A 25,256-nucleotide genomic window follows, 5' to 3' on the forward strand; every position below is an offset into this window, starting at 1 on the left:
CGTAAGCGAGGAGAGTTGAATATGGGCAGAAAAGAAATGATTGCGATGCTGCTCGCAGGCGGAGAAGGAAAAAGGCTCGGCGTACTGACGAAGGACCTGGCCAAACCTGCCGTCCCCTTTGGCGGCAAGTACCGTATTATTGATTTTACGCTTAGCAATTGTGTCCACTCCGGCATCGACACGGTCGGTGTGCTGACCCAATATCAACCGCTCGTCCTGAACAGCCATCTCGGCATCGGAAGTCCATGGGGACTTGACCGGAGGGATGGAGGCATGGCTGTGCTGCCGCCATATGTGAAGCAGAAAGGCGGCATGTGGTACAAGGGTACGGCGAACGCCATTTATCAGAATATGGGTTTCATTGATCGCTTCGATCCCGAATATGTGCTCATTATCTCGGGCGATCACATCTACAAGATGGATTATGATCTCATGCTGCAAGAACATAAACGAACTGGGGCGGACGTGACGATCAGCTGCATTCAAGTAGGCTGGAAAGAAGCGAGCCGATTCGGCATTATGCATGTGGACGAGAAGGGGCGAATCGAATCGTTCGAAGAGAAGCCGAAGGTGCCGACGAGCAATATGGCATCCATGGGCATCTATATTTTCTCGTGGACGGTGCTTCAACAATATCTCATCCGGGACGAAGCGAATCGGATGTCCGGCAACGATTTCGGCAAAGACATCATTCCTGCTATGCTAGCCGACGGGATCCATCTCCACTCCTATGCGTTCAACGGATATTGGAAGGATGTCGGAACGATCGAAAGTTTATGGGAAGCGAGCATGGATCTTCTCGCGGAGAAGCCGGGACTTGACTTATATGATCGCAGTTGGCGCATCTACTCCGTCAATCCGAATCAGCCCGGCCATGCGGTGGCGCCCGGCGCGGAAATTTCGAATTCGCTGATTACCGAAGGCTGCCTGGTGGAAGGCGGCGTGTACCGGTCGGTCCTGTTCCATGGCGTGCGTACGAGTCCGGACAGCAGGGTTCAGGATTCGGTCATCATGCCTAATGCTAAGATCGGCAAAGGAGCTCGCATCTACCGGACGATCATCGGTGAAGGCGCGATCGTTGCGGACGGTGTTACGATCGGCAATCCAAGCGGAGGTCCGATAACCGTCATCGGCAGTGATGAGTTCGTAGCAGCGAATCAATCCTTGTTGGAGGTGGAACAGCCATGAGCCGGAATATGTTGGGCGTTATTAATTTGATTCACGAATCCGATGAGCTTGAAGCGCTCACGGCTAGCCGCTGCCCGGCTTCCGTGCCGTTCGGCGCGAGATACCGGCTGATCGATTTCACCTTATCGAGCATGGTGAACTCCGGCATCTCCAAGGTCGCGGTATTCGCCCATACGAAGTATCGTTCCTTGATGGATCATCTCGGTTCGGGCCGCCATTGGGATTTGCACCATAGGCAGAGCAGTCTGTTCGTGCTTCCGCCGGTAACCGATGATGTCAACGAAGTCAGGCGCGGGGATTTGTTCCATTTCTATCAGAACCGGGACTACTTCACGCGCAGCAGTCACGACTATGTCATCGTCACGCGAAGCCACATGGTCTGCAATATTAACCTCGATCATGTCCTGGAAGAGCATATTGCCACAGGAGCCGATATAACCGTGATTTGCAAGAGGCAAAGCGAACTCTATGGCGGAATGGCCCGCAAGGTCATGACGGACGGCGCGGGGCGCGTGACCGGGATGCAGGATCATTTCGGCCGGCTTAACAGCGATCTGATCTCCATGGAAATGTACGTCATGAGGAAGGAACTGCTGCTGGAGCTCGTCGATACGTCGCTGGCGCAAGGACAGGATCATCTGGTCCGCCATGCGATAATGTCGCGTCTTGATACGCTGCTCGTCCGCAGTTATCAGTATACCGGTTACTTGGGCGTCGTGAACACGATCGAAAGTTACTACCAGAACAACATGCAGCTGCTTCGGCCCGAGGTATGGAAAAGCCTGTTCTTCGAGCCGGGCCCGATCTTCACGAAGGTGAAGGATGAGCCGCCTGCCCGTTATTGCGAAGGCGCCAAGACAAGCAACTCGCTGATCGCCAATGGCACGATTATCGAAGGGACCGTCATTAACAGCATTATTTTCCGCGGCGTGCATGTGCGCAAAGGCGCTGTCATTCGCAATAGTATCGTCATGCAGAACGGCATCATCGGCGAGAACTGCAACTTGGATCGCGTCATTCTGGATAAGGATGTCCGGATCGAGGCGTCGCGCGAGCTCCGGGGAGCGGATGCAGTACCGTTCGTAGCCGGCAAAAGGAAAATCATTTAGTCGTAAAGCCGTGAGGCGCAGCGTCTTCCGTTCATCAGTTGAACAGGGGACGCTCGCCTTGTAATTATATGAGGATTCAAATGTGGGAGGTAATCACATGAACGTGTTATTCGTCGCATCGGAGGCTGTTCCGCTCGTCAAAACAGGAGGGTTGGCCGATGTCGTCGGTTCGTTGCCGAAGGCGCTGAAGGAGCGGGGGGCGGATGCCTCGGTCATTATGCCCAAATACGGGGCGATCCCTCAGGCGGCCGTCGAGCAAATGGAGACCATTGCGACGTTCGCGGTCAAGGTAGGATGGCGTTCACAATATTGCGGTTTGTTGAAGGTGGACATTGAAGGAATCGTCTACTATTTTATCGATAATGAATACTATTTCGGACGCGATGGCATTTACGGTTACGGGGATGATCCGGAACGTTTTGTCTTTTTCTCGCTTGCCGTTGTCGAAGCCCTTCGTTATCTCGATGTTATGCCGGATGTGCTCCATTGTCATGATTGGCAGGCGGGACTCGTTCCTTACGTGCTGCGCTGCTGGTACGATCATGATCCTGCTTATAAGCGCGTTGCGACGATGTTTACCATCCATAACTTGAAATATCAAGGCGTGTTCGGGAAGCGGCAGCTGCAGGATCTGCTTGGCGCGGGGGACGAGCTGTTCGGTGCCCGCGGGTTAGGGCATTATGAGGCGGCGAATCTGATGAAAGGCGCGCTTGAATATGCGGACAAGCTGACTACGGTGAGTCCGACTTATGCAGGCGAAATCCAAACCGAAGCATACGGCGAAACATTGGACGGACTGCTTCGTTACCGCGCGGGCGACCTGGTCGGTATCGTCAATGGCATCGATACGATATCCTTTGATCCGATGAACGACCCTGCTGTCGTTTCTCCTTACCGCAACTCCTTATCCCGCAAACGCAAGAATAAGCTGGCGCTGCAGCGGGAGCTCGGCCTTCCTGAATCGGAGAGTACGCCGCTGATTGGCATCGTTTCCCGTCTGGTGGACCAAAAGGGCTTCGATCTCGTGGCAGCCGTGCTGGACGAGCTGCTCGAAGAAGAAATTCAGTTGGTTGTGCTCGGATCCGGAGATCCGCATTATGAAGGTTTGTTCAACTGGGCGACGGCGAACCGGCCGGACAAGGTGAAGGTCTGGATCGGCTATAACGATTCGTTGGCGCGCCGCATCTACGCGGGCAGCGATATGTATCTCATGCCATCGCTCTTCGAGCCTTGCGGCCTTAGCCAGCTGTTAGCGCTGCGCTATCGCAGCGTGCCGATCGTGCGCGAGACCGGCGGACTCAAGGATACGGTCAAATCCTATGACGAGGTGACCGGAGAAGGGAATGGATTCAGTTTCACTTGGTACAATGCGCATGACATGCTGTACACGATCCGCCGCGCGATCGGACTTTACCGCCAGGAAGCGGTCTGGGAACAGATCGTCATGAACGGCGTGAAAGAGGATTACAGCTGGACGCGTTCGGCCAAGTCTTACATGGCTTTGTATGCGGAGCTGGCTGCCAAGCGAAAGGAAGCTGAGCGATGGCCCGTCACCTCGTAACCGGTAACGGCAAGCTGCTTATCAATCTGGACCGGAATAATTATATCCGTGATATTTATTTTCCTTATGTGGGGCAGTTGAACCATGTCGGCGGGCAGTATTGCCGGGTGGGCGTCTGGGTTGAAGGGCAATTCGCCTGGCTGGATGACCCGGCATGGCAGTTCGAGCATGGATACTTCGAGGATTCGCTCGTCACCAATGTAAGGGCGGTACATGAGCGTTTAGGGATTGAACTGCGGATTAATGACGGCGTCCATCAACGGGAGTGCATCTTCCTGAAGCGGGTGTCGATCCGTAATATGGCTTCCGAGGCGAGGGAAGTGCGGTTGTTCTTCCACCAGGATCTGATGATTGACGGGTCGGAGGTTGGCGATACGGCTGCTTACTATCCGGAAAATCATACGTTGTTTCATTATAAGCGCTCCTCCTATTTTATGTTCAGCGGACAGTCTGACCTTGGCGGGATGTATCAGTTCACGACGGGGATCAAGCGATTCCATGCCGCGGAAGGCACGTGGCGCGATGCGGAGGACGGAACCTTGATGGGCAATGCCATTGCTCAAGGCTCCGTCGACAGTACGATGAGCTTGCGCACCGTCGTTCCGCCGTTCGGCGAGCAGACGGTCTATTATTGGATGTCGATTGGCAGCAACCTGGAGGAAGTGAAGGCGCTCGACCAGTATGTGCATGACCACCATCCGGAGAAGCTGCTTAGCCGAATCGTCGTCTATTGGAGGCATTGGCTGCAGCGGGCGGAAGATGATCTCGGCGATCTGACGAGTGAAGTGCGCCGCATGTATCGCCTCAGCTTGCTGATCGTGCGCACGCAAGCGGATGAGCGCGGGGCGATACTAGCGGCGAATGATACCGATATTCTGCAGTACAACCGCGACCATTACAGTTACATGTGGCCGAGGGACGGCGCGTTAATCGCCGATGCGATGTCGATGGCTGGTTTTCAAAGCGTGATTACGCCATTCTTTCACTTTTGTGCGCAAGCGATGTCTCCGGACGGTTACTTGTACCACAAATACAATCCGGATGGCACCGTGGGCTCCAGCTGGCATCCGTATTATGTGCAAGGCGTTCGCAGGCTCCCGATCCAGGAGGATGAGACCGCGCTTGTCTTGTACGCGTTGTGGAAAGACTACACTAGGCATCAAGTGATTGAGCTGCCGCAATCGTTGTACAGCAGCCTGATCCGCAAGGGCGCGGCCTTCTTAAGCGCGTATATGGATCCTGAACTCATGCTGCCGCTGCCGAGTTATGATCTGTGGGAGGAGCGGTATGGGATTTGGACCTATACGGTAGCCTCGGTCTATGCCGGTTTGAAGGCGGCGGCTTATTTTACGGAGCTGTTCGGGGATTATGAACGCAGCGACCAATTGAGCCGGTTAGCGGAACGGATGAAAGCATCCATGCTGGACAAGCTGTGGGATGACGAAGCCGGGCGTTTTGCTCGCGGACTAGTGGAACGAGATGGCCGCTGGGTGAAGGATATGACGCTTGAGAGCAGCTTGTTCGGCATATGGGAGTTTGGCGTGTTGCCGGTCGATGACAATCGCGTCATTCAGACGATGGAGGCGTTGAAGCGCGGACTTGCCGTTCGGACGCCGATCGGCGGTATAGCGCGTTATACGAACGACTATTATTTCCAACAGTCGGGCGACACGGAATTGGTTCCGGGCAATCCATGGATTATCTGCACCTTATGGATGGCGAATTACGAGATCGAATCCGCCCGTTCGCTAAGGGAACTGGATCCGCCGCGCAGAACGTTGGAGTGGGTGATCGCTCATGCGCTGCAGAGCGGGATATTGCCTGAACAGCTTCATCCAGGCGATGGCGGTCCGTTATCCGTTGCTCCGCTGACTTGGTCGCATGCCACATTCATCCAAAGCGTCACGCGCTATTCGAACAAATACAGGCTGCTTGCCGAAGCAGGCCATTAATACACTTGAAGAGGGGGTTGCCTTGGCGACTCCCTTTTTGTTTGCTGATGCTTGTGATTTATATGACATCAAATGTTAGATAAAAGGGATACAATGAATGCTGTGTGAATGTTCCACAAAATCCACACAAAAAAATTGTGCCTCATTTCTAGAGACATTCGCCAAATTATACGTTAGAATGAGATTTATAGTTGTTTGTGGTAAGTATGTGTTAATTAAACTAACGTAAAATTGATTCTTACTCGTAGAGAAGGAGGGATCGTTTCATGGCAGACGTGAAGCCGGCTCCGGCTCAACCTGAACTGAGGAGGCGCCTTATGATGGAGAGACAATCAGGCTTTGGCGTACAGGATCCCTTCAAGGCTAAGCACAAAGGTGGAGATAACACGGCTGCTTCGTTTACTGTTCAAGACCTGCTGGGCATGCCGCTGCTGAGCAAGGCGCAGCTCATATCTAAATCCGGATCGACAGGTCTCAATCGTGCTGTCAATCGTGTGAATATTGTGGAACTTCTTGAAGACTTGCAGTGGGTTAGGCCAGGGGAATTCGTGATGACAACGGCTCGGCCGTTCAAGGATCATCCCGGCCGGTTTCTTAATTTCATCGCCGCTGCCGCCGAGAAGGGAGCATCGGCTTTCGGCATACGGCTCAATATGGCTGCGGATTCCATTCCCGGCGAGGCGGTGCAAGCCGCAGAACGCTTTGCGCTGCCGCTTCTGGCTTTGCCGCCCGACGCTGCTTTCGCTGATATTGTCAGAGAAACAATGGAACATGTGCTCACGCAGGAAGCGGAACAGCTCGTTCAGATCCAGGATCGGATCCAACTGATGAGCAGGCTGCTCGTAAGCGGAGGCGGGATGCACGTCTTCTTGGACCAGATGGAGTCCATGCTCGGCAATCCGGTTGCGCTAGTTCGTCATGGCAAGGGGCCGAGCCTGTCGATGGGGCTAAGAGGCAAGTTGACTGCCGGAGAGGTTAAGCTGCATCGCGCGTTGTGGCATCAGTTAGAGGAGATGCAAGGCGCCGGCGGCAAGGGGTTCTGGTACTATACGGATACAGGTGCCGCCATAACGGCGGTATCACTGGCTGGCGGCCGGAATGCCAACCGTTTATACGCAGCCGAGATTGCGCGCAGTCAGCCAGATTCGGCTTACCTGGTTCTTATGGAACAGGACCAGGAGATTAAGGCTGTAGATGCGCTGACGATTGACCGTCTTAGCGCGCTTGCGGGCCTTGAGCTGTCCAATGCTGAAGCGCTGCGCGAAGTGGAAGGCAAGTATTTGGAGCAGTTTCTGCAGGATTGGTTGACCGGGAAGCTGCTAACGAAGAAAGACGTACTGTTGCGTGCGGAAGTGGCTGGATGTCCACTGCGTCTCGACCTTCCTTTGCAGGCTGTGCTCGTGGAATGGGGGATCAGTGAGCCGTCTGATACGGCGGATCTGCTGCGTTCTGCTGTTGATGCGATCAATGCGTATGACTTTGAGACACCGGAACAAGTCTTAGCCAGTGTGTGTGAAGGAGAATTGGTGCTTGTCCTCTCTTCCTCTGAGCCGATTACAGCCGAATTCGCAGATACCATCGAAGGCTTATGCGGCATGGAAGGCATCTCGCTCTATGCAGGGAACAAAGTAATGCCGCTCGAGCGGTTGTCTTCGAGCCTGATGGAGGCCAAACGCACGAGGCAGGCTGCGTCCATCTGCAGATTGACCGGGAAGCTCGTGCAGTATGACGAGCTTGGCATTTACAGCTTGTTATATCTGATCCCGCGGGGCGAAGAGTGGCAGTCCGTATTGAGCCGATACATCGAGCCGCTGTTGTTCTCCGACCGCAAAGGCGGGAGTCTGATGGAGACGATCGATGCCTTCTTCCGTTGCAACGGTAACGTCCGTTTGACCTCCGAGATGCTGGAGACGCACTATAATACCGTCGTCTATCGGCTAGAGAAGGCACGACAGCTGTTGAATGTGAATCTGGATGACTCGGAGATACGTCTCCAGCTGCAATTAGCGATCAAAATGTACCGTATGAATGAACCGCTATAACGTAAGGGTGACAACTGCAGCAAGACAGCCTGTCCGCTGTCGCTGCAGCAAAAAGGCGCTGCCGCCGGCACAATGCCATTAAGTGAAGTCTTAGCTTAATGACATTGGCCGTGCGCAGCGCCTTTTCGATTATGATTTGCTAGGTTAGTACAGTCCGCCACGCAGAACGATAACCAGCAAAATGTAGAGAACAAGAATGATTCCTGCACTCGTCCACAAGAATCCGCCTACGCCTGGTCCGCAACCTGTGCCTGCTACAGGGTATCCCACTGTACATACCTCCTAAGTTGTTAGTATTGTGATGATTTCCTTATCACACTGTCAGTATATGCGGAGGGCATGGTTTGGTTTGGACGATTGTACGGCAGCAGATGCATCTGGACATGCGCCCATGCGATAAGGCGCGCTGTCCGCGGCGGCTGAAGCCTTGCCCGTCAAGGGCCCGGCACGGGCGGGTACGCCCGGGAGGCGGCGAACTGGCGGATATGTTTAATTCGGGTCTCGGCTTTGGCTTTGAGTCCATTGCCAATCAGGAGCATAGCGGAGGAACTGGCAGCGATCAGATCCACGCTGCCTACGCATATGCGCGGCTGAATATTGTGCGTGCTCACCGTGACGGACTGTTCAGCCGGTTCGGGCAACGGCCATAGTGGTAACGGCCGATTGAAGACCGCATACGATTCGAAGTAGACGTTATGCCGCTCCTCATGACTGACTTCGCGCTGAACCGCTAACGCTCTCACTTTGGCATCGATCTCGGCACGGTCCCCGAATTGCACGATCGAAGCGTTCGAGGCGCTAATGATATGAATCGTTCCGAGTTCGGAGATCCGGACGGGAAAGTCGTTGTCCGTCATAGGTTCACGTTAACCGGTTCGTTTATGGTGACATCATTATCGCTCTCGCCCGTGGCTTCATCACTGCCTTCAGGCGGATTGAGCGGCGCGATCGGACCGACAACAAGCGACTCCGGAGGCGTGTCGAACATCGAGTAGAGCGCGAATTGCTCCGTATCGCCGATCTGGAAGACCGAAGAGCTGGCGACGGCCGTCATTTGTACGCTGCCCACGTAGAGGGAGTGATTGACGACTTTCAGATTCAAGGCATGGCACCTCCGTTCATTGGGCTTGCTGGCGCTCCCGCATTGCCTTGGAGCTGAGCCATGTAGGCGCGAAGCGCGCTGTTAATATCGCGGGTCGTCTTCTGAATGACGAGACCGCTCACTTGCTGCGGATCGGGCTGCTGTTGCTGCAGCCCTTCTTCTTGGTTAGGCGCTTGGCTGGCATGTTCGATATAGTATTGGATCCGGGTGGAAATCTGCTTGCGAATATCTTCAATGACCAAGCGGCGGTGATAAGGATCCAGCGGAATGCCGTACTCGGATTCGAGTATCGCGAGCTGGGCCGGAGCGGTCTGGTTTAAGTATGCGTCAACCTGCTGCCTGATCTCCGGGTAAGGCGTCTGCGGGAGGGCGGCTTGCGAACCGTTAGCAAAGCTTGCGGGGAAATGGTTCGGTCCGCTTGTAGCTGCATCCGAAGAAGGAGGCGGAGTTTTGCCGGGGACCGGCGGCTGATTCGGCACCACCAGCTGTCCGATCTCCTTGATATACTCTTCGTTCGGCGTCGTCATGCCGATATTGAGCGTGCCATCCAGCTTCTCGACTTTCAGCTGGTCGAAGGAGTATTCCATCTTGTCGATATGATAGACCGGACGGGTCTCTGCGGCTTGCACGCGTTCGGCTAGTCTTTCCATTTGCTTGCGCAGCTGTTCGATCATTTCGCCTTGCTCTTGCAGCTTGCACTGCTGCTCATGCAGGATGGCTTGCTGTTCGGACAGACGCTGCGACAAGGTCATACATAGCTGCCACGGCGTCATAGCCGGCCCACCGAATGATTGCACGGCCATTCACCTCCGTTTAAGTAGGAAACTAAGCGGGATTTGGCAGTGGTACAAAGGACAACGGATTCTCGCTCCCGAGCTGCGGCGCAGGACCAGTGAAGCCGCCCGTGTTATACAGCTGGGATAAGGAGCGGATGGCACCGGCCGTTCCGACTTGGAGCACGGAAGAATTCGTGACGCTGTCCACCCGGAATTGATGAATCGTAATATGCTGATGGACCGTCAGGCTCATATGACATTCGCTCCGCTCGCCACTTCGTTCGAAGAGCTGTCGATGACGTCCGGATCAAGCGTGCTCGTTGCGCTGACGGCATTGTTGGAGTTCGACAAACTCCCGGTGAGGAATGAACCCGATCCGGCATAGGTCTTGGAGGTGCTAGAAGGAGACATCTGCACCGAGTCGCCGAATTGGACGATAGAGCTTCCGCCGAGACTGACAATGTTGACGAAGCCGACTACTGCTGGCATTTGAGGACACTCCCTTTTTTCACAGGCTATCGAGATAGTTACATCGTATGCGCAAAACGCCCAATTGTGACTTTCGGCGAAAATAGCGGCGGATGGCAGGAACCTTGTAGCGGATGGTGGGCGCTGCGCATAGGCTAACCGTATAAGGGAGGTGGGCGCAAGGTGGCGTCGCAATGGGAAGAGTTGGAGAAATGGATGCAGGGCCAGCAATTGCCCAAAGGGTTCGATCTGTTCCGCAACCCGGACTGGGTGGAGAATTATGTACGCAGTCTGGTGACCAAATCGCTGCCATCCGCAGCTGCCTCGCTCGGAACGGGGTTGGCGGATATTAAAGAAACGAAGCGTTCCCTGGTCATCACATATCCGCTCGGGGAAGAAGCGGACCTCACAAAACTTCGCGTACTCATTCGGGAAGATAAGCTGCGGATCGCCGGCATGGCCGAAGGGAAGGGCGAGACGATTACGCTGCCCAAACTCGTGGTGCCGTCCAAATCCAGCGTACATTATGAAGGGGCGAGTCTGGTCGTCAAAATCATGAAGCGGCAGCCGCGGCGCCGTGTGCATGAAGCGGAAATCCGCCGGATTTGGCAGGGGGAAGAATAGGGGAGGATTGGCAGACCGAACGGCCATTTGTGGCAAAAAAATGTCTTCGCGCAGCTTCTAGCTGTGGCAGTAATACAAGCTTTCCCTTATAATGCAGGTATACACATGCTTATAGAGGGAGTGTTTGGCTTGACGGTCGATGTCAGCGACGTATCCGCCAGTTTGTTTGTTACAGGGGCGATCTTTATTCTGCTCATCTTCTCCTTGCTCAGCTTGGGCGTGCTGCAGATGTTCCAGCAGCGGTTCAAAGTGGGGTTCTACAGCTTCGCGGGGGCAGTGGTCAGCAGTATCGTATTCGGGGTTATATTGAATGAATGGTTCGTGTAGCGAACCGGTCAAGGAAGCCGTTCCAAGCGTCTGATGAGACGTAAGGGGCGGCTTTTCATTCTTTTTGTAGGCATTTTATTCAATCCGCGCAATCAGGTTTAAAAATAGTCAATAATCCAAGTTGCCAGAACATAAGATGGAGTATAAGATAAGGATAAGAGAGAATATTCAGAACATTTCGACACCGGAAGAGGAGGGGTTGCCGTGAATAAGAGCTATGAAGTGGAGTATTGCAATTTGGAACTGCGATTCGACCGCCGGCAAATCCAAAATCTAATACGCGACCTCATTCAAGAAGGCTACTCGCTTTATTGGAGCGAAACGGAAGACTATTTTCTTATCTCGGTCCGCAGCGGACGCAAGCTCGTGAAACTCCGGTTCCAACGGGTTCGCAGCCGCTATAAAATAGTGGGCGATTATGTAATCAAAGACGAGAAGCTGTCCGAACTCCTCGAGAAACTCATCAACGACTCACGCGGGCATGCCGTAGTCAAGCGGTTCAAGGACCGCCAGATTGTCATCGAAAGCATCATGTTTGGCGAGATTATACGACTTGTGGAGGTGTCTGGTATGGAACACAGAATCATTTATCAAAAGAAACCTTATGTTACCGTGGAAGAAGTGATTCAGGCGTTTCAATCAAGGCGTGCGGAAGAGCGTGCAGCGGTGCTGCGGTTCGAGCTGGATTATGAGCTATCCGTTCTTCACGAGGCGATCACCGAAGGACGTGAAGAAGATATCGCCGCTTCTAAAGAACGTCTTACCACACTTAGAATTGAGATGATACAGCTTGAGTTGTAAGTGCAATTATCAATCTAATGAAGACAAGTAAGCTCCCGGGATTTTGTCACCGGGAGCTTATTTTGTTGATCATTCACGAAATAGGTTAAAATGAAGATCTGATGAAAACCGCATTTATTAAGGATTTATGGTTTTCATTCTGTTTCAAAAAGAGTAAAATAACTGTATTGTTCCACAAAAAACGTATAGAAAAGGGATGGAAGAACCATATGTCTAAACAACAAATTGGTGTAGTTGGTCTGGCCGTCATGGGTAAAAACCTGGCGCTCAATATCGAAAGCAAAGGCTTCACGGTATCGGTGTACAACCGTTCCCGCGAGAAAACGGACGAGCTGCTGAAAGAAGCAGAAGGCAAGAACCTCGTTGGCACGTTCACGGTTGAAGAGTTCGTTCAATCGCTCGAATCGCCGCGCAAAATCCTGATCATGGTTCAAGCTGGCGCCGGCACAGACGCTACAATCGACGCGCTTGTTCCACACCTGGATCAAGGCGATATCATCATCGACGGCGGCAACGCTTATTTCCCTGATACACAACGCCGCAGCCGTGAGCTGGAAGGCAAAGGCATCCGCTTCATCGGTACAGGCGTATCCGGCGGTGAAGAAGGCGCGCTGAAAGGCCCTTCCATCATGCCAGGCGGTCAAGAATCCGCATACAAGCTGGTTGAGCCAATCCTCACAGCAATCTCCGCTAAAGTCGGCGAAGACGCTTGCTGTACATATATCGGTCCAGACGGTGCCGGCCATTACGTCAAAATGGTCCACAACGGCATCGAGTACGGTGACATGCAGCTCATCTGCGAAGCTTACGACCTGCTTAACCGCGTCCTTGGCGTAAGCACGCAAGAGCTTCACGAGATCTTCACCGAGTGGAACAAAGGCGAACTGGACAGCTACCTGATCGAGATCACGGCTGACATCTTCTCCAAGTACGATCCAGAAACGAATAAGCCAATGGTAGACGTTATCCTTGACTCCGCTGGCCAAAAAGGTACTGGCAAATGGACGAGCCAAAGCGCGCTGGATCTTGGCGTGCCGCTGTCCATCATTACGGAATCGGTATTCTCGCGTTTCCTCTCCGCGCTGAAAGAAGAGCGCGTTGCAGCTAGCAAGCTGCTTAAAGGACCGCAAGCCGCTCCATTCCAAGGCGACAAAGCCGCATTCATCGAAGCAGTTCGCAAAGCGCTGTTCGCTTCCAAAATCGCTTCGTACGCTCAAGGCTTCGCTCAAATGCGCGCAGCTTCCGACGAATACGGCTGGAACCTTCGTTACGGCGATATCGCAATGATCTTCCGCGGCGGCTGCATCATCCGTGCCGGCTTCCTGCAGAACATCAAAGACGCATATGACCGTCAGCCTGAACTGAAGAACCTGCTGCTCGATTCCTACTTCCAAGAAGTTGTGGAATCTTACCAAGGCGCATGGCGTGAAGTTGTAGCTACAGCTGTAACGCACGGTATTCCGGTACCTGGCTTCGCAAGCGCACTGGCTTACTACGACAGCTACCGCACTGAGCGTCTGCCAGCGAACCTGCTGCAAGCTCAACGCGACTACTTCGGCGCTCATACGTTCAAGCGTTTGGACAAAGAAGGCACGTTCCACTTCAACTGGATGCAATCCTAAGGCTTGTCCGTTCTCGGAAGCAGTCCGTCAGCTGCTGCTAGCAGGCAGCTTCGGAGACGATCGGCTTCAGGGCCGCAGCCGCTGCGCTGTTTGATCAGTATCGTAGCGGCTTCGGCGAAACTTTGAAAAGACTGTAACAATTGTGGCTGGGGAAGGCTCGCTAATAGCGGCGCTTCGTCAGCCATTTTCTTTTTCATATATTCCAACATCCAGATCACATCTTCGCGGCATAGCGGATAATCGGTCGAGAGCATCCGATCAAACCGGCTGCGTGCCGGAAGCGGCTCATGATGAAGAGCCATATTCTTCACTCCTTGGGGGCCATTGGGACCGGTATTCATCGTCTTGTTACTATCATCTGTACGGCAAAATGAACATTTTTATACCCTTTGAACGTGGAATGATGATATTATTATTTGAAAATACTACGAAGTGATGAAAGAATAGACTTTGAAGCAAGCAGGTGTACATATGATGACTCATGCATTTGGCGCTCCGCGGCATATTGTACTCGTCGGTTTCATGGGGACAGGCAAGTCGACCGTAAGCCGCTTATTGGCGGAACAGATCGGTTGCCTCGCTGTGGATATGGACGCTGAGATCGAGCGGCGGATCGGCCGCGATATACCATCGATCTTTGCGCAAGAGGGCGAAGCCTTCTTCCGGCGGGTCGAATCCGAAGTCCTTGCAGCGCTCCTCGCGTCGGAAGATAGCTCGATTATTGCGACTGGCGGCGGAGCGGTGCTGGCGCAATCGAATTGTGACCTTATGCTAAAGCAGGGGATGGTCGTCGCTCTGACGGCACAGCCAGAACATATCATTGCGAGAGTTCGAGGCGACGAGAATCGGCCATTACTGCAGGGCGATGTGGAGGAACGGGTGAATAAACTGTTGGCGGATCGCAAACATGCGTATGCATTTGCACCGTTGCAGATCGATACGACGGCTCTCGAAGCGCAAGCGGTTGCTGATCTCATCGCTGAACAATGGAAGGCTACCGTTCGATGAACGTTAGGATGGCCATTGTAATCGGCGGTGCGTTAGGCGCGCTCAGCCGGTATGGACTTTCCCGGCTGTTCCCCTATCATCTGCACGGGGCATGGCCATGGGCGACATTCATCTGCAATATAACGGGAAGCTTTGCCCTAGGCCTATTGTTTGCCGCCGTCGTACGATACGGGCTGTCGTCCATTTGGAGAGAAGCGATTGGGACTGGTTTTATCGGGGCATATACGACGTTCTCGGCATTCAGTCTGGAAGTGTTCCAGCTCTTCCGGGATGGAGCTATCGGCGTCGCGCTCATGTATTCGGCTGGAAGCATGCTTATGGCGGCGGTAGCGGCAGCAGTAGGGCCAGTGCTTCTTCCTCCCCGTATGAAGGAGGAGGCGTAGCATGTTGAATACGCTTGCCGTTGCGCTCGGCGGTTCGATCGGGGCGTTGCTCCGCTATCAAGTTGGCGTGTTGGTTACAAGAAGAGGAATTCCTGCTTATAAAGGAACCTTCTTTATTAATATAGTCGGAGCTCTGCTGATCGGAATCCTTGCAGCCATTCATCAGCGATACGATATCGCGGCGGGATATGCGCTGACCGTGACCGGTTTTTTAGGCGGATTTACGACCTTTTCTACATTTGCCGTGCAGCTCGTCAGTTTGCTGCGTGAGCGACAATTCAAGACGGCCGTGCAAGTGGGAGGATTCACGATTCTGCTGGGCATCCCCTTGGCCGCTATCGGTTTTCTCGCTGTGCAAGCTATATTGGAATCGTAGAATGTTTAAGTTGTATTCCTTCGTGATTTCCACCCCATTACGATATAAAGGAGCATACTATTACACATGGACGTTATCGTTACCCCAACACCGAAGCTGCAAGGCGAAATTCAAGCACTATCTTCCAAGAACTACACGACGCGTTACCTGCTCGTAGCAGCGCTTGCGGAAGGCACCAGCACCATTTATTATCCCGCTCATAGCGAGGACAGCGATGCGATGCGCCGCTGTATCAGCGACTTAGGCGCGACAATTGAAGAGGACGACGAGAAGATCGTAATTACGGGATTCGGCCGCCATCCGCGCGATGTGAAGGAGCTTGACGTCGGTAATGCCGGAGCGGTTCTCCGCTTCTTAATGGCGATCGCCGCATTATGTCCGGAAGTGACTTTCATCAATCGTTACCCGGATTCGCTCGGCAAACGTCCGCACGACGATCTGATCGACTCGCTTGGCCAACTCGGCGTACAAGTGGAACATCGTGAAGGCAAGCTGCCGATCACCATTCGCGGCGGTGCCCCGAAGGGCGGCAAAATTACCGTCTCTGGCGCGGTGAGCTCCCAATTCCTTAGCGCGCTTCTGTTCTTGACCCCGCTGCTTGAAGAAGACAGCGAGATCGAAGTGCTGAACGACCTGAAGTCCAAAGTGGTCGTCGGCCAGACGCTCGAAGTGCTCGAACAAGCCGGTATCGTCATCGAAGCGAGCGAGGACCTCATGCATTACCGCATTAAAGGCGGGCAACGCTATGAGGCGAAAGAATACGTCGTGCAAGGCGATTATCCGGGATCTGCTGCTGTACTGGCAGCAGCGGCCGTTACGCAATCGGACGTGACGCTCCATCGTCTTATGGAGAACAGCAAGCAAGGTGAACGTGCGATCGTCGATGTGCTTCGCATGATGGAAGTACCGCTTACGCATGAGAATGGCATTGTGCACGTGCAAGGGAACGGCAGACTGAAGGCGCTCGAATTCGACGGCGACAAAGCGACGGATGCCGTGCTCGCAATGGTCGCTGCAGCCGTATTCGCCGAAGGGACTTCGCGGTTCTATGATGTCGAGAATCTTCGTTACAAGGAATGCGACCGCATTACCGATTACTTGAATGAACTGCGCAAAGCCGGCGCGAACGTCGAAGAGAAGCGCGACGAGATTATCGTCCATGGCCGTCCTGAAGGCGTCGAAGGCGGAGTCGAGATTAACGCGCATTACGACCATCGCGTCATCATGGCGCTGACGGTAGTGGGATTGCGCGCGAAAGCGCCGCTTCGGATCAAGGACGCGCACCATGTTGCAAAATCGTACCCGATCTTCTTCGATCATCTCAAAGCGCTCGGCGCGAATGTCGAATGGGTGGAATAGGCCACATTTTTTGAATAGGATACGGTAGTGAGTAAGTCCACCTAATGGATGAAAGAGAGGCATCGGCCATGGCATTCAGTAATCCGACCCGTGATGAAATCAAACAAATTCTGACGGACGCACAGGTAATCGCCGTTGTAGGGCTATCGGATAATCCGGACCGCACGTCGTATATGGTATCTGCCGCAATGAAGGCCAAGGGTTACCGGATTATTCCTGTCAATCCCAATGCGGAATCGATTCTCGGCGAGACGTGCTACAAGTCGTTGAAGGATATTCCAGAAAAGGTCGACATCGTGAATGTATTCCGTCGAAGCGAACATACGCCACCGGTAGCGGAAGAAGCGGTTGCCATTGGCGCCAAAGTGCTGTGGCTGCAACTCGGCATTCATCATGACGAGGCGGTTCATATCGCCCAGAATGGCGGACTTAAAGTGATTACCGACCGGTGTATTAAAGTGGAAGATTCCATTTTACTCCCGAACGGAAAATCCAAATCTTGACGGTCATATAAAACGTGCGTCTCTCCAACAATAAGTGAGGCTTCAACAACGGCACAAGCCGCTGCAAGGAAGCACATCTTATTTATATCCGAGGAGGAAATGACGTGTACCAAAACAACTTTGGCCAACAATCTTTCCAACAACAAAGCAACCGTTACCAGCCTGTCGGGTTTGTTCAATCCCAATACCAAGGGATTCCTAGAACATCGAGCTTTACTTCGAACTACTCGAATCAAAGCTCCCAACCTGTCATTTCCCATGTCGGGTACACAGCTGGCAATGCGAGCCAAAGTTTCGGCCAAGCTCAACAGTTTGGCAGTGGTATTTCCCACACGTCATATAACCCGGTTATCTCCCATGTAGGTTCGTCAGCCGGCCAAAGCTTCAACTATCAGTCCCATGGTCCGGTCCAAACGCAGACGGCGAGCTACACACCGGTGATTTCGCATTTTGGCGGTTCGTCCTCGAGCCAACAAGGTTTCCAATCCGCTGGCCAAGCGCAAGCTAACCAACCTGTCATTTCCCACGTGGGATATACAGCTGGTCAAGACTTCAACCGCAGCCAGTTCGGTGCACAGCAGTTCGGTGCACAACAGCAGTTCGGTGCGCAACAGCAGTTCAACAGCTTCTCGCCGCAAAGCGCGCATGCTGTAACGCCGTTCAACCCTGTGTACCAAGCAACGAATCAGTCGCAAAGCGCTGGTCCGGTGATCTCCCAAGTGGGTTATTCTACTGGAACGCAATCCGGCATCGGCTTCAACTCTGCACAACGTTTCTAGGACTATACGCAGATCTGATTGCCAAGGCGGCGGGCCGAACGGTCCGTCGTTTTTCTTTTGACAAAGCGGGAATGAACGCTTACGATCATACATAGATCGCAGGTCCGCATGAGAGGAGGGTTATTATGAACATCATGGGACAATTGCAGCAGCTAGGACGATCGCTCATGCTGCCAACGATTGTCCTTCCAGGTGTAGCGATACTGCTGAGCCTAAGCGCCTTGCCGTGGTCAGAGTTCGGATTGCCGCAGATGTCGCAATATTTGCAGACTGCAGGACAGACGATCTTCGCTTACTTGCCATACTTATTCGCGTTCGGCGTGGCCATGGGAATGACGAGCAATTCCGGATCCGCTGGGCTAGCCGCACTGTCGGGGATGTTTATTTACTCCAGCATCATCGGCCAGAGCAAATACGGCTTAGAACCCACCGTGCTTACCGGCGTCGTACTGGGGCTATTGACCAGTATCCTCCACGAACGCTTTAAGACGATCCGTTTTCCCGAATACATACAGTTTTTCGGCGGACCGCGCTTTGTTCCGCTCATTATGTGCTTGTTCTCGGCTATATTCGGCATTGCCATGATCGGCGTCTCCCCGATCATACGCGAACTGCTGGTGGAGCTTGGCGATATCGTCAATTCCGGCGGCGGGTTCGGCGTGTTCCTGTACGGCTTTGTCATGCGGATTCTGGTCGTCTTCGGGCTTCATCACCTGGTCAGCCATGTCTTCTGGTTCCAGGTCGGCGGCTACGAACAAAGTGACGGGTCATTGGTATTCGGCGATTTGCCGCGGTTCTTCGCGGGGGATCCCACAGCAGGCGCCTTTATGGCAGGGTTGTATCCGACAATGATGTTCGCGCTGCCAGCCATCGCTTTTGCCATCATTCATGAAGCGCGCGAGGATCTGAAGCCCAAGATTCGCAAAACGTTCTTGTCCGCCGCATTATCCTCGTTCTTGACCGGGGTTACGGAACCGGTGGAATTCGCATTCCTATTCGTTGCACCGTATCTATTCGTTATCCATTCGCTTCTATCCGGCCTCATGATGTGGCTGACGTACGAGCTAGGCATCCGGCATGGTTTCTCTTTCTCGGCCGGCGCAATTGATTACATCATCAACGAACATTTGGCTACGCGAGGACTGCTGCTCATCCCGATCGGGATCGTATTCGGCTTCATCTATTATGTGCTGTTCCGCTGGGCGATACGGAGATTTCGGATCCCGACGCCCGGCCGCGAAGAAGGCTCGCAGCTTGATGAATGGGCCGGGGATATCCCGTACCGTGCACCGCTAATCCTGCAAGCCATCGGCGGTAAGGAGAATATCCAGCAGATGGAGGCGTGTATTACGCGGCTGCGTCTGAAGGTGGGCAACGACCGCCTTATCGACAACAATGCGCTGAAGCATCTCGGCGCTGCTGGAGTAATTCGGCTTGGCGGCGGGAATGTTCAGATTGTCTTCGGTACCTATTCGGAGCTCATTCGCGAGGAGATGGATAAGGCGATACGCCGCGATTTGCTGCGGGTGCTGTTCAGTTCGCCGATGCAGGGTAAAATGATCGCATTGAGCGATGTGCCGGATCCGATTTTTGCCGGCAAGCTGGTCGGCGATGGGGTCGCGTTCATTCCGGATCGCGGGGAACTTGTATCGCCGGTGCACGGAAAGGTGATTCATATCTACCCTTCCATGCATGCGATCGGTATACGCACGCCGGAGGGACTAGATGTACTGCTGCACATCGGCATCGATACGTCTTCATTGAAAGGAAAAGGCTTCTCGGCGGTTGCCAAGGAGGGCGATGTCGTCCACCCCGGGCAGTTGCTTATCAAGTTCGATCTTGCGTTCGTTCGTGAGCATAGCAAGTCGCTGGCGACGCCGATGGTCATAACGAATGCCGACCGGGTACGCTCCTGGAGCTTCGCTCCTTATAAAGGCGTCAAGCGCGGCCAGGCTTCCGTTATGTCGGTCGTTCTTAAAGAGAGAAGCGGTGGAGGGGATTAATACGTGATACAAGGGATTGGGGCCTCAGCAGGGATCGCCATCGGCAAGTCGTTCGTCCTGCCGAATTGGGAGTGGGATCTGCCTGAGCAAAAAATAGATGTTGCCGATCTGGCAAGAGAATTCGAACGGTTGTACGAAGGCATACGTACATCCAAGAGTGAGATCGAACAGATGAAGGATGAGCTTCGCGAGGTTGTCGGGACGGAGGAAAGCTACATCTTCGATGCGCATCTCGCCATTCTGGAAGATCCCGTGTTTATGAATGAAATTCAAGGCATCATCCAGCGGCAGTATAAAGCGGCCGAGGTTGCGGTGAAGGAAGCGATCGATCACTTCGTGACGATGTTCGACCTGCTTGATGACGAGTACATGAAAGAACGTGCCCTCGACATTAAAGATGTCGGCAACCGGCTGCTGAAGCATCTGCTCGGCGCGCCTGAGATTACGCTGCCTTCCGACACGCAACCGTTCATCCTCGTGGCGAAGGAGCTGTCGCCGTCGCAGCTTGCTCACCTCAACCCTAACCATGTGCTGGGGATCGCAACCATGGCCGGAAGCACAACCTCGCATTCGTCCATCATGGCAAGGGCGCTCGGCATTCCGCTGGTAGTCGGATTAGAATCGAAACTCGACGATCAGATTGATCAGATCCAGACGGGCGATACGCTTATTATCGACGGGACGAGCGGGATCGTGCATCTGGAGCCGGATGATGCGGTGATGGCTCATTATTCCGAACTGCAGAGGAGTCAGAAGGAAGCGAGCCTGAGACTGAAAGGGATTGCCTCCGTCCGCTCCGTTACGCAAGATGGCAAGGAGATGGAGCTGTCCGCCAACATCAGCTCGCTGAAGGAACTGGATATTGCGCTAGGCAGCGGCACTTATGGCGTCGGACTGTTCCGGACCGAGTTTCTGTATATGGACCGCCATCGGCTTCCGAAGGAAGAAGAGCAATTCGAGGTATACCGCAGCGTAGCGGAGAAGCTTGGCGGCAAACCGCTTATCATCCGAACGCTGGATATCGGCGGCGACAAGCACCTCGATTACTTCGAACTGCCGGAGGAGGAGAATCCGTTCCTCGGTTACCGCGCAATTCGAATCTGTCTGGATAAGACCGATCTGTTCAAGACGCAATTGCGGGCGATTCTCAGAGCCAGCGCTTTCGGCAATGTGAAAATCATGTACCCGCTAATCTCGTCCGTCGAAGAGGTGCAAAGCGCCAATGCGCTGCTGGAGGAAGCCAAGCGTGAGCTGGCCTCCGAAGGAATCGCACATCGCAGCGATATCGAAGTGGGGATCATGATTGAATTGCCGGCAGCCGTCATGATTGCGGATATGCTGGCGGCCGAAGTTGATTTCTTCAGCATCGGCACCAATGATTTAATTCAATTCACGCTTGCGGTCGACCGGATGAATGATAAGATCTCGCACCTGTATGAGCCGTTCCATCCTGCAGTGCTGCGGATGTTGAAGACGACGGTCGATGCAGCCAAGCGGGGCGGCATACATGTTGGCGTGTGCGGCGAATTAGCGGGGGATCTGCGCGCTTTGCCGATCTGGCTTGCGCTTGATGTCGATGAGCTGAGCATGTCGGCTCATGCCCTTCTGCCAATAAAAGAACGGCTGATTTGCATGAAACAGCAAAACAGCCGTCGGTTGTTCGAAGAATTACTATCCTGCCGTACGAGCGATGCCGTTAAAGCATTGCTGCACGATTTTGGCAAGCTGATCGAGCGGGAATCCAGACAGCCAAGCTCGAAGTAAGTCGATTATTGCTTAGCAAGAAGAGCATCAACGAACGCCTTGCCATACGGAGGTAGATCGGGTGGACGACGAGCGGAGATCAGATTTCCATCTACAACAACCGGCTCGTCGATCCATGTTGCGCCCGCATTCTCCATATCATCGCGGATGCCTGGCGTCGAAGTGACTTTGCGGCCCTGCAATATTTTGGCCGACACCAACACCCAGCCTGCATGGCAAATCTGTCCGATTGGCTTGCCTGCGGCGTCCATCTCTTGGACGAGCTGCAGCACTTTCGGATAACGGCGGATCTTATCGGGTGCCCAGCCGCCTGGGACGAGCAGGCCGTCGATCTGTTCGCTGCTCACCTCATCGTAGGACAGGTCAGCTGTTGCGGGTACGCCGTATTTGCCAATATGAGTGTTGCCTTTCTCCGGACCGGCGAACAGCACCGTTGCGCCTTCTTCGCGAACGCGGTATACCGGATACCAAAGTTCCAAATCTTCAAATTCGTCATCGAGCAGACAGATGACGGTCTTACCTTGCAAAGACATCGGAATTCCTCCTTTAAGGTATGGACAAGTATCGATCATTTTTATTGTAACGGAGGTGGAGCCGCCCATGCAAACCGCACCTGTGACGGAGAAGCCGCGCGCGAAACGGATAAGAGTCGTGCTGCGCTTTGTACCGGCAATCGTCTGGATGGGGGTGATCTACTTCTTATCCGATCAGACCGGAGAGGAACTCAATACCTTTTTGCCGTGGATGCAGAAGTTGTTCCCGATGATGAGCGACTTTAACTGGGGACACTTTGCCGCTTATTTTATACTGGCCTTATCGTTCGATTATGGATTCGGGTCAAACAGCGACCGGCTGCCGGTTAAGCTTGTTATCGTCATGCTCTGTCTTCTCTACGGGGTGACGGATGAATACCATCAATCCTTCGTTGGTGGACGGACGCCGGATTGGCACGATCTGCGCAACGATACGATCGGAGCTGCGCTGGCCGTACTTACGACCTCGTTGCCATGGGTCCGGAAGCTTAGAACGAAGCTAGGTGGATAAGCAGTAACAAGAAAATATTACAATTTACATAATTGCAGGACTTTATGCGCAAGGAGTCGAATACCTTATCGTCAAGAAACACATGTGTCCATGACTTGGGCGTATGGTTGGAGAAGACGAGAAGGAGTGGACCATTTTGGAAAAGCGTTGTCCTTGCGGCGATGTGATGCCGATGAAACTGCGAACCGTTATTTATTCGGGCAAAGTCGAGATCGACAATGTCCCAATTTATACCTGCCCTTCGTGCAATCGCAGTGAGGTGTTTCCTGTGGTTAAGCCGGATTTGACCGGGCTCATCGGCAAGCTCGGGGCGAAACCTGACAAGAAAACGTATTTATTTAACGAAGTGAATGAACTGGCAGACTTGTTGGTGGAAGCCTATCAGGTGCGCAAGAGCACGGATATTGCGGTCGTGAAGCCGTTAACGGAAGAGCGCATCAACATGCTGCTGGATTTGTATACAATCGCAAAATCTACTGGTGATGAAGTCTGGATTGCTGAAATAGAGAAGCGTCTGCACCAATTAAGCACGATGTCTTGATGTCCTTTCGTCTTTACGCACATCCTAGGCCTCTCACCATTAGACGAATCCCTTCGAATCGTTGCGAAAAGTAATATTTTGTCGTATCATTACGGTAAAAGTAATGCGGACGAGCGTTATAAATTTGAGCTAATGGAGAGAAGGACCGTGACGGTAACCATTTATGATGTAGCAAGGGAAGCTGGCGTGTCGATGGCGACAGTGTCGCGGGTCGTGAACAACAACCCGAACGTTAAGCCGCAGACACGTAAGAAAGTATTTGAAGCCATTGAGCGGCTCGGTTATCGCCCGAACGCAGTTGCAAGGGGCTTGGCCAGCAAGAAAACGACAACCGTTGGCGTTGTTATTCCGGATATCTCGAATGCGATTTTCGCCGAGGTAGCGCGCGGAATCGAAGATATTGCGAACATGTATCATTACAATATTATTCTATGTAATGCCGACAAGAAGAAAGACAAAGAAATCCGAGTCATCAACACGCTGCTGGAGAAGCAGGTAGACGGTCTGCTGTTTATGGGCGGCGCTGTTACGGACGAGCATCTGCAAGCGTTCAAGACGGCCAACGTACCGATCGTGCTCTGCGCGACAACCGATGAGCAAGGTCTGATTCCATCGGTCGACATCGACCATGAAGCAGCGGCTTATGACGCTGTGCAAGCGCTCCTGAAGCAAGGCCATACGCGTATTGCAATGATTAGCGGCACGTTGCAGGATCCATCGATCGGCTTTGCCCGTTTCCAAGGATACAAGCGTGCGCTGGAATCGGCAGGCATTACGTATGACGAGAACCTTGTGCGTATCGGTAATTACCGTTATGAATCCGGTTCGGAAGCGATGAAGTATTTCCTGGATCTGTCGGATCGTCCGAGTGCAGTATTCTCTGCTACGGATGAAATGGCGATCGGGGCGATTCATCAGATTCAGGATTCCGGTCTTAAAGTTCCGCAAGACGTCTCGATAATCAGCGTCGATAACAGCCGGATGGCCTCGATGGTGCGTCCGCAGTTGACAGCGGTTGCTCAACCGATGTACGACATCGGCGCCGTATCGATGCGTTTATTGACTAAATTGATGAAGAAGGAGACCGTTGACCATGCGAAAGTCGTGTTGCCGCACGAGATCGTAACCCGTCAATCGGTAAGCGCAATATAATGGCGAAGACTTACAACAAGATTGGAATCATCGGTGCAATGGTCGAAGAGATCGATCTTCTCCATAAGCATGTCGAGAAGACAGGCTCGTTCGAGAAAGCTGGCATCACCTATGTGGAAGGCAAGCTGCATGGACGAGACGTCATTTTCTGCAAATCGGGAGTTGGCAAAGTGAACGCGGCTGTTTGTACGCAGCTGTTGGTCGATGCCGGCGTGGATTGCATCTTATTTACCGGCGTAGCTGGCGCGGTCGACCCTGCGCTCAACATCGGGGACATTGTCGTATCGACGACTTGTCTGCAGCATGATATGGATGTAACGCCGCTTGGTTTTGCGCGCGGCCAGATTCCGTATCAAGAAGTGTGGGAATTCGAAGCAGATCCAGCGCTTGTACAGCTTGCGCTGGATGCTTGCGAGCGTCAATTCCAAGGCCGCAGCGTCAAAGGCAAAGTGCTCTCTGGCGATCAGTTCATCGCCTCGCGCGATGTTGTCCGTTCGTTGTACGAGGAGCTCGGCGGCGCGTGCGCCGAGATGGAAGGTGCGGCAGTCGCGCAAGTCTGCGCGATGAACAGCACGCCATTCGTCATCATTCGTGCCATGTCGGACAAAGCCGATGGCTCTGCACATGTGAACTTTGCTGAGTTCACTGTAGAAGCTTCGGTGAACTCGCATCGCATTATCGATGACATCATGCAGCATATTTAGGGCATGGAATAGGACAAGCCAGTCACTCTCCGATTTGGAGAAGGACTGGCTTTTTTTGTGCCCGGCAC

Annotated in this window: 29 protein-coding genes; 21 read left to right on the forward strand and 8 right to left on the reverse strand. The window is 53.4% G+C overall.

The window, feature by feature from the left end; all coding sequences use genetic code 11:
• Window positions 1-21 precede the first annotated feature (21 nt).
• The 5 genes from FHS18_RS31825 (at window position 22) to FHS18_RS31845 (ending at window position 7,852) form a co-directional block, all read left to right on the forward strand.
• Window positions 22-1,188, forward strand: a complete 1,167-nt coding sequence (locus FHS18_RS31825) for a glucose-1-phosphate adenylyltransferase (RefSeq protein WP_183604433.1) — start codon at window positions 22-24, stop codon at window positions 1,186-1,188.
• A complete protein-coding gene (glgD, locus tag FHS18_RS31830) occupies window positions 1,185-2,297 on the forward strand; it encodes a glucose-1-phosphate adenylyltransferase subunit GlgD (protein WP_183604434.1) in 1,113 nt (370 codons plus the stop codon). The genes FHS18_RS31825 and glgD overlap by 4 nt, the downstream gene beginning before the upstream one ends.
• A 97-nt stretch (window positions 2,298-2,394) precedes the next feature.
• A complete protein-coding gene (gene glgA, locus FHS18_RS31835) occupies window positions 2,395-3,858 on the forward strand; it encodes a glycogen synthase GlgA (protein WP_183604435.1) in 1,464 nt (487 codons plus the stop codon).
• Window positions 3,840-5,810 carry a glycoside hydrolase family 15 protein gene (locus tag FHS18_RS31840; protein WP_183604436.1) on the forward strand — a complete coding sequence of 657 codons (1,971 nt, stop codon included), beginning with the start codon at window positions 3,840-3,842 and terminating at the stop codon, window positions 5,808-5,810. The genes glgA and FHS18_RS31840 overlap by 19 nt, the downstream gene beginning before the upstream one ends.
• 317 nt (window positions 5,811-6,127) lie before the next feature.
• Complete coding sequence (locus tag FHS18_RS31845; RefSeq protein ID WP_183604437.1) at window positions 6,128-7,852, forward strand: PucR family transcriptional regulator; 1,725 nt, start codon at window positions 6,128-6,130, stop codon at window positions 7,850-7,852.
• A 144-nt stretch (window positions 7,853-7,996) separates the two neighbouring features.
• Here FHS18_RS31845 and FHS18_RS34720 read toward each other — a convergent pair whose 3' ends face one another.
• The 6 genes from FHS18_RS34720 to FHS18_RS31875 form a co-directional block, all read right to left on the reverse strand.
• Window positions 7,997-8,122 carry a sporulation protein YjcZ gene (locus FHS18_RS34720; protein WP_183604438.1) on the reverse strand — a complete coding sequence of 42 codons (126 nt, stop codon included), beginning with the start codon at window positions 8,120-8,122 and terminating at the stop codon, window positions 7,997-7,999.
• A 164-nt stretch (window positions 8,123-8,286) separates the two neighbouring features.
• A complete protein-coding gene (locus FHS18_RS31855; protein ID WP_183604439.1) occupies window positions 8,287-8,709 on the reverse strand; it encodes a spore germination protein GerPE in 423 nt (140 codons plus the stop codon).
• Window positions 8,706-8,954: a hypothetical protein gene (locus FHS18_RS31860; protein ID WP_183604440.1), complete on the reverse strand. Its 249-nt coding sequence runs from the start codon at window positions 8,952-8,954 to the stop codon at window positions 8,706-8,708. The genes FHS18_RS31855 and FHS18_RS31860 overlap by 4 nt, the downstream gene beginning before the upstream one ends.
• Window positions 8,951-9,751: a spore germination protein GerPC gene (gerPC, locus tag FHS18_RS31865; protein WP_183604441.1), complete on the reverse strand. Its 801-nt coding sequence runs from the start codon at window positions 9,749-9,751 to the stop codon at window positions 8,951-8,953. Before gerPC ends, FHS18_RS31860 begins: the two co-directional genes overlap by 4 nt.
• 28 nt (window positions 9,752-9,779) lie before the next feature.
• Entirely contained in the window at window positions 9,780-9,983 is a 204-nt protein-coding gene (locus FHS18_RS31870; RefSeq protein ID WP_183604442.1) for a spore germination protein GerPB, read from the reverse strand.
• Window positions 9,980-10,219 carry a spore germination protein gene (locus FHS18_RS31875; RefSeq protein ID WP_183604443.1) on the reverse strand — a complete coding sequence of 80 codons (240 nt, stop codon included), beginning with the start codon at window positions 10,217-10,219 and terminating at the stop codon, window positions 9,980-9,982. Before FHS18_RS31875 ends, FHS18_RS31870 begins: the two co-directional genes overlap by 4 nt.
• Window positions 10,220-10,381: 162 nt before the next feature.
• Here FHS18_RS31875 and FHS18_RS31880 point away from each other — a divergent pair, with 162 nt between their 5' ends.
• The 4 genes from FHS18_RS31880 (at window position 10,382) to gndA (ending at window position 13,572) form a co-directional block, all read left to right on the forward strand.
• Complete coding sequence (locus FHS18_RS31880; RefSeq protein WP_183604444.1) at window positions 10,382-10,822, forward strand: hypothetical protein; 441 nt, start codon at window positions 10,382-10,384, stop codon at window positions 10,820-10,822.
• A gap of 129 nt (window positions 10,823-10,951) precedes the next feature.
• Complete coding sequence (locus FHS18_RS31885; RefSeq protein WP_183604445.1) at window positions 10,952-11,149, forward strand: hypothetical protein; 198 nt, start codon at window positions 10,952-10,954, stop codon at window positions 11,147-11,149.
• 204 nt (window positions 11,150-11,353) lie between these two features.
• Window positions 11,354-11,950, forward strand: a complete 597-nt coding sequence (locus FHS18_RS31890; protein ID WP_183604446.1) for a hypothetical protein — start codon at window positions 11,354-11,356, stop codon at window positions 11,948-11,950.
• A 209-nt stretch (window positions 11,951-12,159) separates the two neighbouring features.
• The gene (gene gndA, locus FHS18_RS31895; RefSeq protein WP_183604447.1) at window positions 12,160-13,572 is read left to right on the forward strand and encodes an NADP-dependent phosphogluconate dehydrogenase; all 1,413 of its coding nucleotides are present in this window, start codon (window positions 12,160-12,162) and stop codon (window positions 13,570-13,572) included.
• On the opposite strand, the gene FHS18_RS31900 is transcribed toward gndA, so the two are convergent.
• The gene (locus FHS18_RS31900) at window positions 13,569-13,874 is read right to left on the reverse strand and encodes a hypothetical protein (protein ID WP_183604448.1); all 306 of its coding nucleotides are present in this window, start codon (window positions 13,872-13,874) and stop codon (window positions 13,569-13,571) included. The two genes, gndA and FHS18_RS31900, sit on opposite strands and share 4 nt — an antisense overlap.
• A 169-nt stretch (window positions 13,875-14,043) precedes the next feature.
• Between FHS18_RS31900 and FHS18_RS31905 the strand changes: the two genes are divergently transcribed.
• The 8 genes from FHS18_RS31905 (at window position 14,044) to ptsP (ending at window position 21,747) form a co-directional block, all read left to right on the forward strand.
• The gene (locus tag FHS18_RS31905; RefSeq protein WP_343060771.1) at window positions 14,044-14,580 is read left to right on the forward strand and encodes a shikimate kinase; all 537 of its coding nucleotides are present in this window, start codon (window positions 14,044-14,046) and stop codon (window positions 14,578-14,580) included.
• A complete protein-coding gene (gene crcB, locus FHS18_RS31910) occupies window positions 14,577-14,963 on the forward strand; it encodes a fluoride efflux transporter CrcB (RefSeq protein WP_183604449.1) in 387 nt (128 codons plus the stop codon). The genes FHS18_RS31905 and crcB overlap by 4 nt, the downstream gene beginning before the upstream one ends.
• A 1-nt stretch (window position 14,964) precedes the next feature.
• Window positions 14,965-15,339 carry a fluoride efflux transporter FluC gene (locus FHS18_RS31915; protein WP_183604450.1) on the forward strand — a complete coding sequence of 125 codons (375 nt, stop codon included), beginning with the start codon at window positions 14,965-14,967 and terminating at the stop codon, window positions 15,337-15,339.
• 66 nt (window positions 15,340-15,405) lie between these two features.
• Window positions 15,406-16,698: a 3-phosphoshikimate 1-carboxyvinyltransferase gene (gene aroA / locus FHS18_RS31920; RefSeq protein WP_183604451.1), complete on the forward strand. Its 1,293-nt coding sequence runs from the start codon at window positions 15,406-15,408 to the stop codon at window positions 16,696-16,698.
• A 68-nt stretch (window positions 16,699-16,766) separates the two neighbouring features.
• Entirely contained in the window at window positions 16,767-17,201 is a 435-nt protein-coding gene (locus FHS18_RS31925) for a CoA-binding protein (RefSeq protein WP_183604452.1), read from the forward strand.
• A gap of 104 nt (window positions 17,202-17,305) precedes the next feature.
• Window positions 17,306-17,980 (forward strand): hypothetical protein, encoded by a 675-nt coding sequence (locus tag FHS18_RS31930; RefSeq protein WP_183604453.1) that lies wholly within the window; start codon window positions 17,306-17,308, stop codon window positions 17,978-17,980.
• A gap of 125 nt (window positions 17,981-18,105) precedes the next feature.
• Complete coding sequence (locus FHS18_RS31935) at window positions 18,106-19,983, forward strand: glucose PTS transporter subunit IIA (RefSeq protein ID WP_183604454.1); 1,878 nt, start codon at window positions 18,106-18,108, stop codon at window positions 19,981-19,983.
• Between the two features lie 3 nt (window positions 19,984-19,986).
• Complete coding sequence (gene ptsP / locus FHS18_RS31940) at window positions 19,987-21,747, forward strand: phosphoenolpyruvate--protein phosphotransferase (protein ID WP_183604455.1); 1,761 nt, start codon at window positions 19,987-19,989, stop codon at window positions 21,745-21,747.
• Window positions 21,748-21,752: 5 nt separating this feature from the next.
• Here the strand turns inward: ptsP and FHS18_RS31945 are convergent, their stop codons facing one another.
• On the reverse strand, window positions 21,753-22,280 hold the full coding sequence (locus FHS18_RS31945) for a type 1 glutamine amidotransferase domain-containing protein (RefSeq protein WP_183604456.1): 528 nt from the start codon (window positions 22,278-22,280) through the stop codon (window positions 21,753-21,755).
• Window positions 22,281-22,347: 67 nt separating this feature from the next.
• Here FHS18_RS31945 and FHS18_RS31950 point away from each other — a divergent pair, with 67 nt between their 5' ends.
• The 4 genes from FHS18_RS31950 (at window position 22,348) to FHS18_RS31965 (ending at window position 25,188) form a co-directional block, all read left to right on the forward strand.
• On the forward strand, window positions 22,348-22,791 hold the full coding sequence (locus tag FHS18_RS31950; protein ID WP_183604457.1) for a VanZ family protein: 444 nt from the start codon (window positions 22,348-22,350) through the stop codon (window positions 22,789-22,791).
• A 136-nt stretch (window positions 22,792-22,927) separates the two neighbouring features.
• Entirely contained in the window at window positions 22,928-23,332 is a 405-nt protein-coding gene (locus FHS18_RS31955) for a hypothetical protein (protein ID WP_183604458.1), read from the forward strand.
• A gap of 147 nt (window positions 23,333-23,479) precedes the next feature.
• The gene (ccpA, locus tag FHS18_RS31960; protein ID WP_183604459.1) at window positions 23,480-24,484 is read left to right on the forward strand and encodes a catabolite control protein A; all 1,005 of its coding nucleotides are present in this window, start codon (window positions 23,480-23,482) and stop codon (window positions 24,482-24,484) included.
• Entirely contained in the window at window positions 24,484-25,188 is a 705-nt protein-coding gene (locus FHS18_RS31965) for a 5'-methylthioadenosine/adenosylhomocysteine nucleosidase (protein ID WP_183604460.1), read from the forward strand. The genes ccpA and FHS18_RS31965 overlap by 1 nt, the downstream gene beginning before the upstream one ends.
• The last annotated feature ends 68 nt before the right edge of the window (window positions 25,189-25,256 follow it).

Source organism: Paenibacillus phyllosphaerae (assembly GCF_014192105.1).
Lineage (GTDB): Bacteria > Bacillota > Bacilli > Paenibacillales > Paenibacillaceae > Paenibacillus_Z > Paenibacillus_Z phyllosphaerae.

Bases quoted from the DNA above. Each gene is read 5' to 3' on its own strand.
- FHS18_RS31825 (WP_183604433.1), top strand. From the start codon at position 22: ATGGGCAGAAAAGAAATGATTGCGATGCTGCTCGCAGGCGGAGAAGGA.
- glgD (WP_183604434.1), top strand. From the start codon at position 1,185: ATGAGCCGGAATATGTTGGGCGTTATTAATTTGATTCACGAATCCGAT.
- glgA (WP_183604435.1), top strand. From the start codon at position 2,395: ATGAACGTGTTATTCGTCGCATCGGAGGCTGTTCCGCTCGTCAAAACA.
- FHS18_RS31840 (WP_183604436.1), top strand. From the start codon at position 3,840: ATGGCCCGTCACCTCGTAACCGGTAACGGCAAGCTGCTTATCAATCTG.
- FHS18_RS31845 (WP_183604437.1), top strand. From the start codon at position 6,128: ATGATGGAGAGACAATCAGGCTTTGGCGTACAGGATCCCTTCAAGGCT.
- FHS18_RS31855 (WP_183604439.1), bottom strand. From the start codon at position 8,709: ATGACGGACAACGACTTTCCCGTCCGGATCTCCGAACTCGGAACGATT.
- FHS18_RS31870 (WP_183604442.1), bottom strand. From the start codon at position 9,983: ATGAGCCTGACGGTCCATCAGCATATTACGATTCATCAATTCCGGGTG.
- FHS18_RS31875 (WP_183604443.1), bottom strand. From the start codon at position 10,219: ATGCCAGCAGTAGTCGGCTTCGTCAACATTGTCAGTCTCGGCGGAAGC.
- gndA (WP_183604447.1), top strand. From the start codon at position 12,160: ATGTCTAAACAACAAATTGGTGTAGTTGGTCTGGCCGTCATGGGTAAA.
- FHS18_RS31900 (WP_183604448.1), bottom strand. From the start codon at position 13,874: ATGGCTCTTCATCATGAGCCGCTTCCGGCACGCAGCCGGTTTGATCGG.
- FHS18_RS31905 (WP_343060771.1), top strand. From the start codon at position 14,044: ATGATGACTCATGCATTTGGCGCTCCGCGGCATATTGTACTCGTCGGT.
- crcB (WP_183604449.1), top strand. From the start codon at position 14,577: ATGAACGTTAGGATGGCCATTGTAATCGGCGGTGCGTTAGGCGCGCTC.
- FHS18_RS31915 (WP_183604450.1), top strand. From the start codon at position 14,965: ATGTTGAATACGCTTGCCGTTGCGCTCGGCGGTTCGATCGGGGCGTTG.
- aroA (WP_183604451.1), top strand. From the start codon at position 15,406: ATGGACGTTATCGTTACCCCAACACCGAAGCTGCAAGGCGAAATTCAA.
- FHS18_RS31925 (WP_183604452.1), top strand. From the start codon at position 16,767: ATGGCATTCAGTAATCCGACCCGTGATGAAATCAAACAAATTCTGACG.
- FHS18_RS31935 (WP_183604454.1), top strand. From the start codon at position 18,106: ATGAACATCATGGGACAATTGCAGCAGCTAGGACGATCGCTCATGCTG.
- FHS18_RS31945 (WP_183604456.1), bottom strand. From the start codon at position 22,280: ATGTCTTTGCAAGGTAAGACCGTCATCTGTCTGCTCGATGACGAATTT.
- FHS18_RS31950 (WP_183604457.1), top strand. From the start codon at position 22,348: ATGCAAACCGCACCTGTGACGGAGAAGCCGCGCGCGAAACGGATAAGA.
- FHS18_RS31965 (WP_183604460.1), top strand. From the start codon at position 24,484: ATGGCGAAGACTTACAACAAGATTGGAATCATCGGTGCAATGGTCGAA.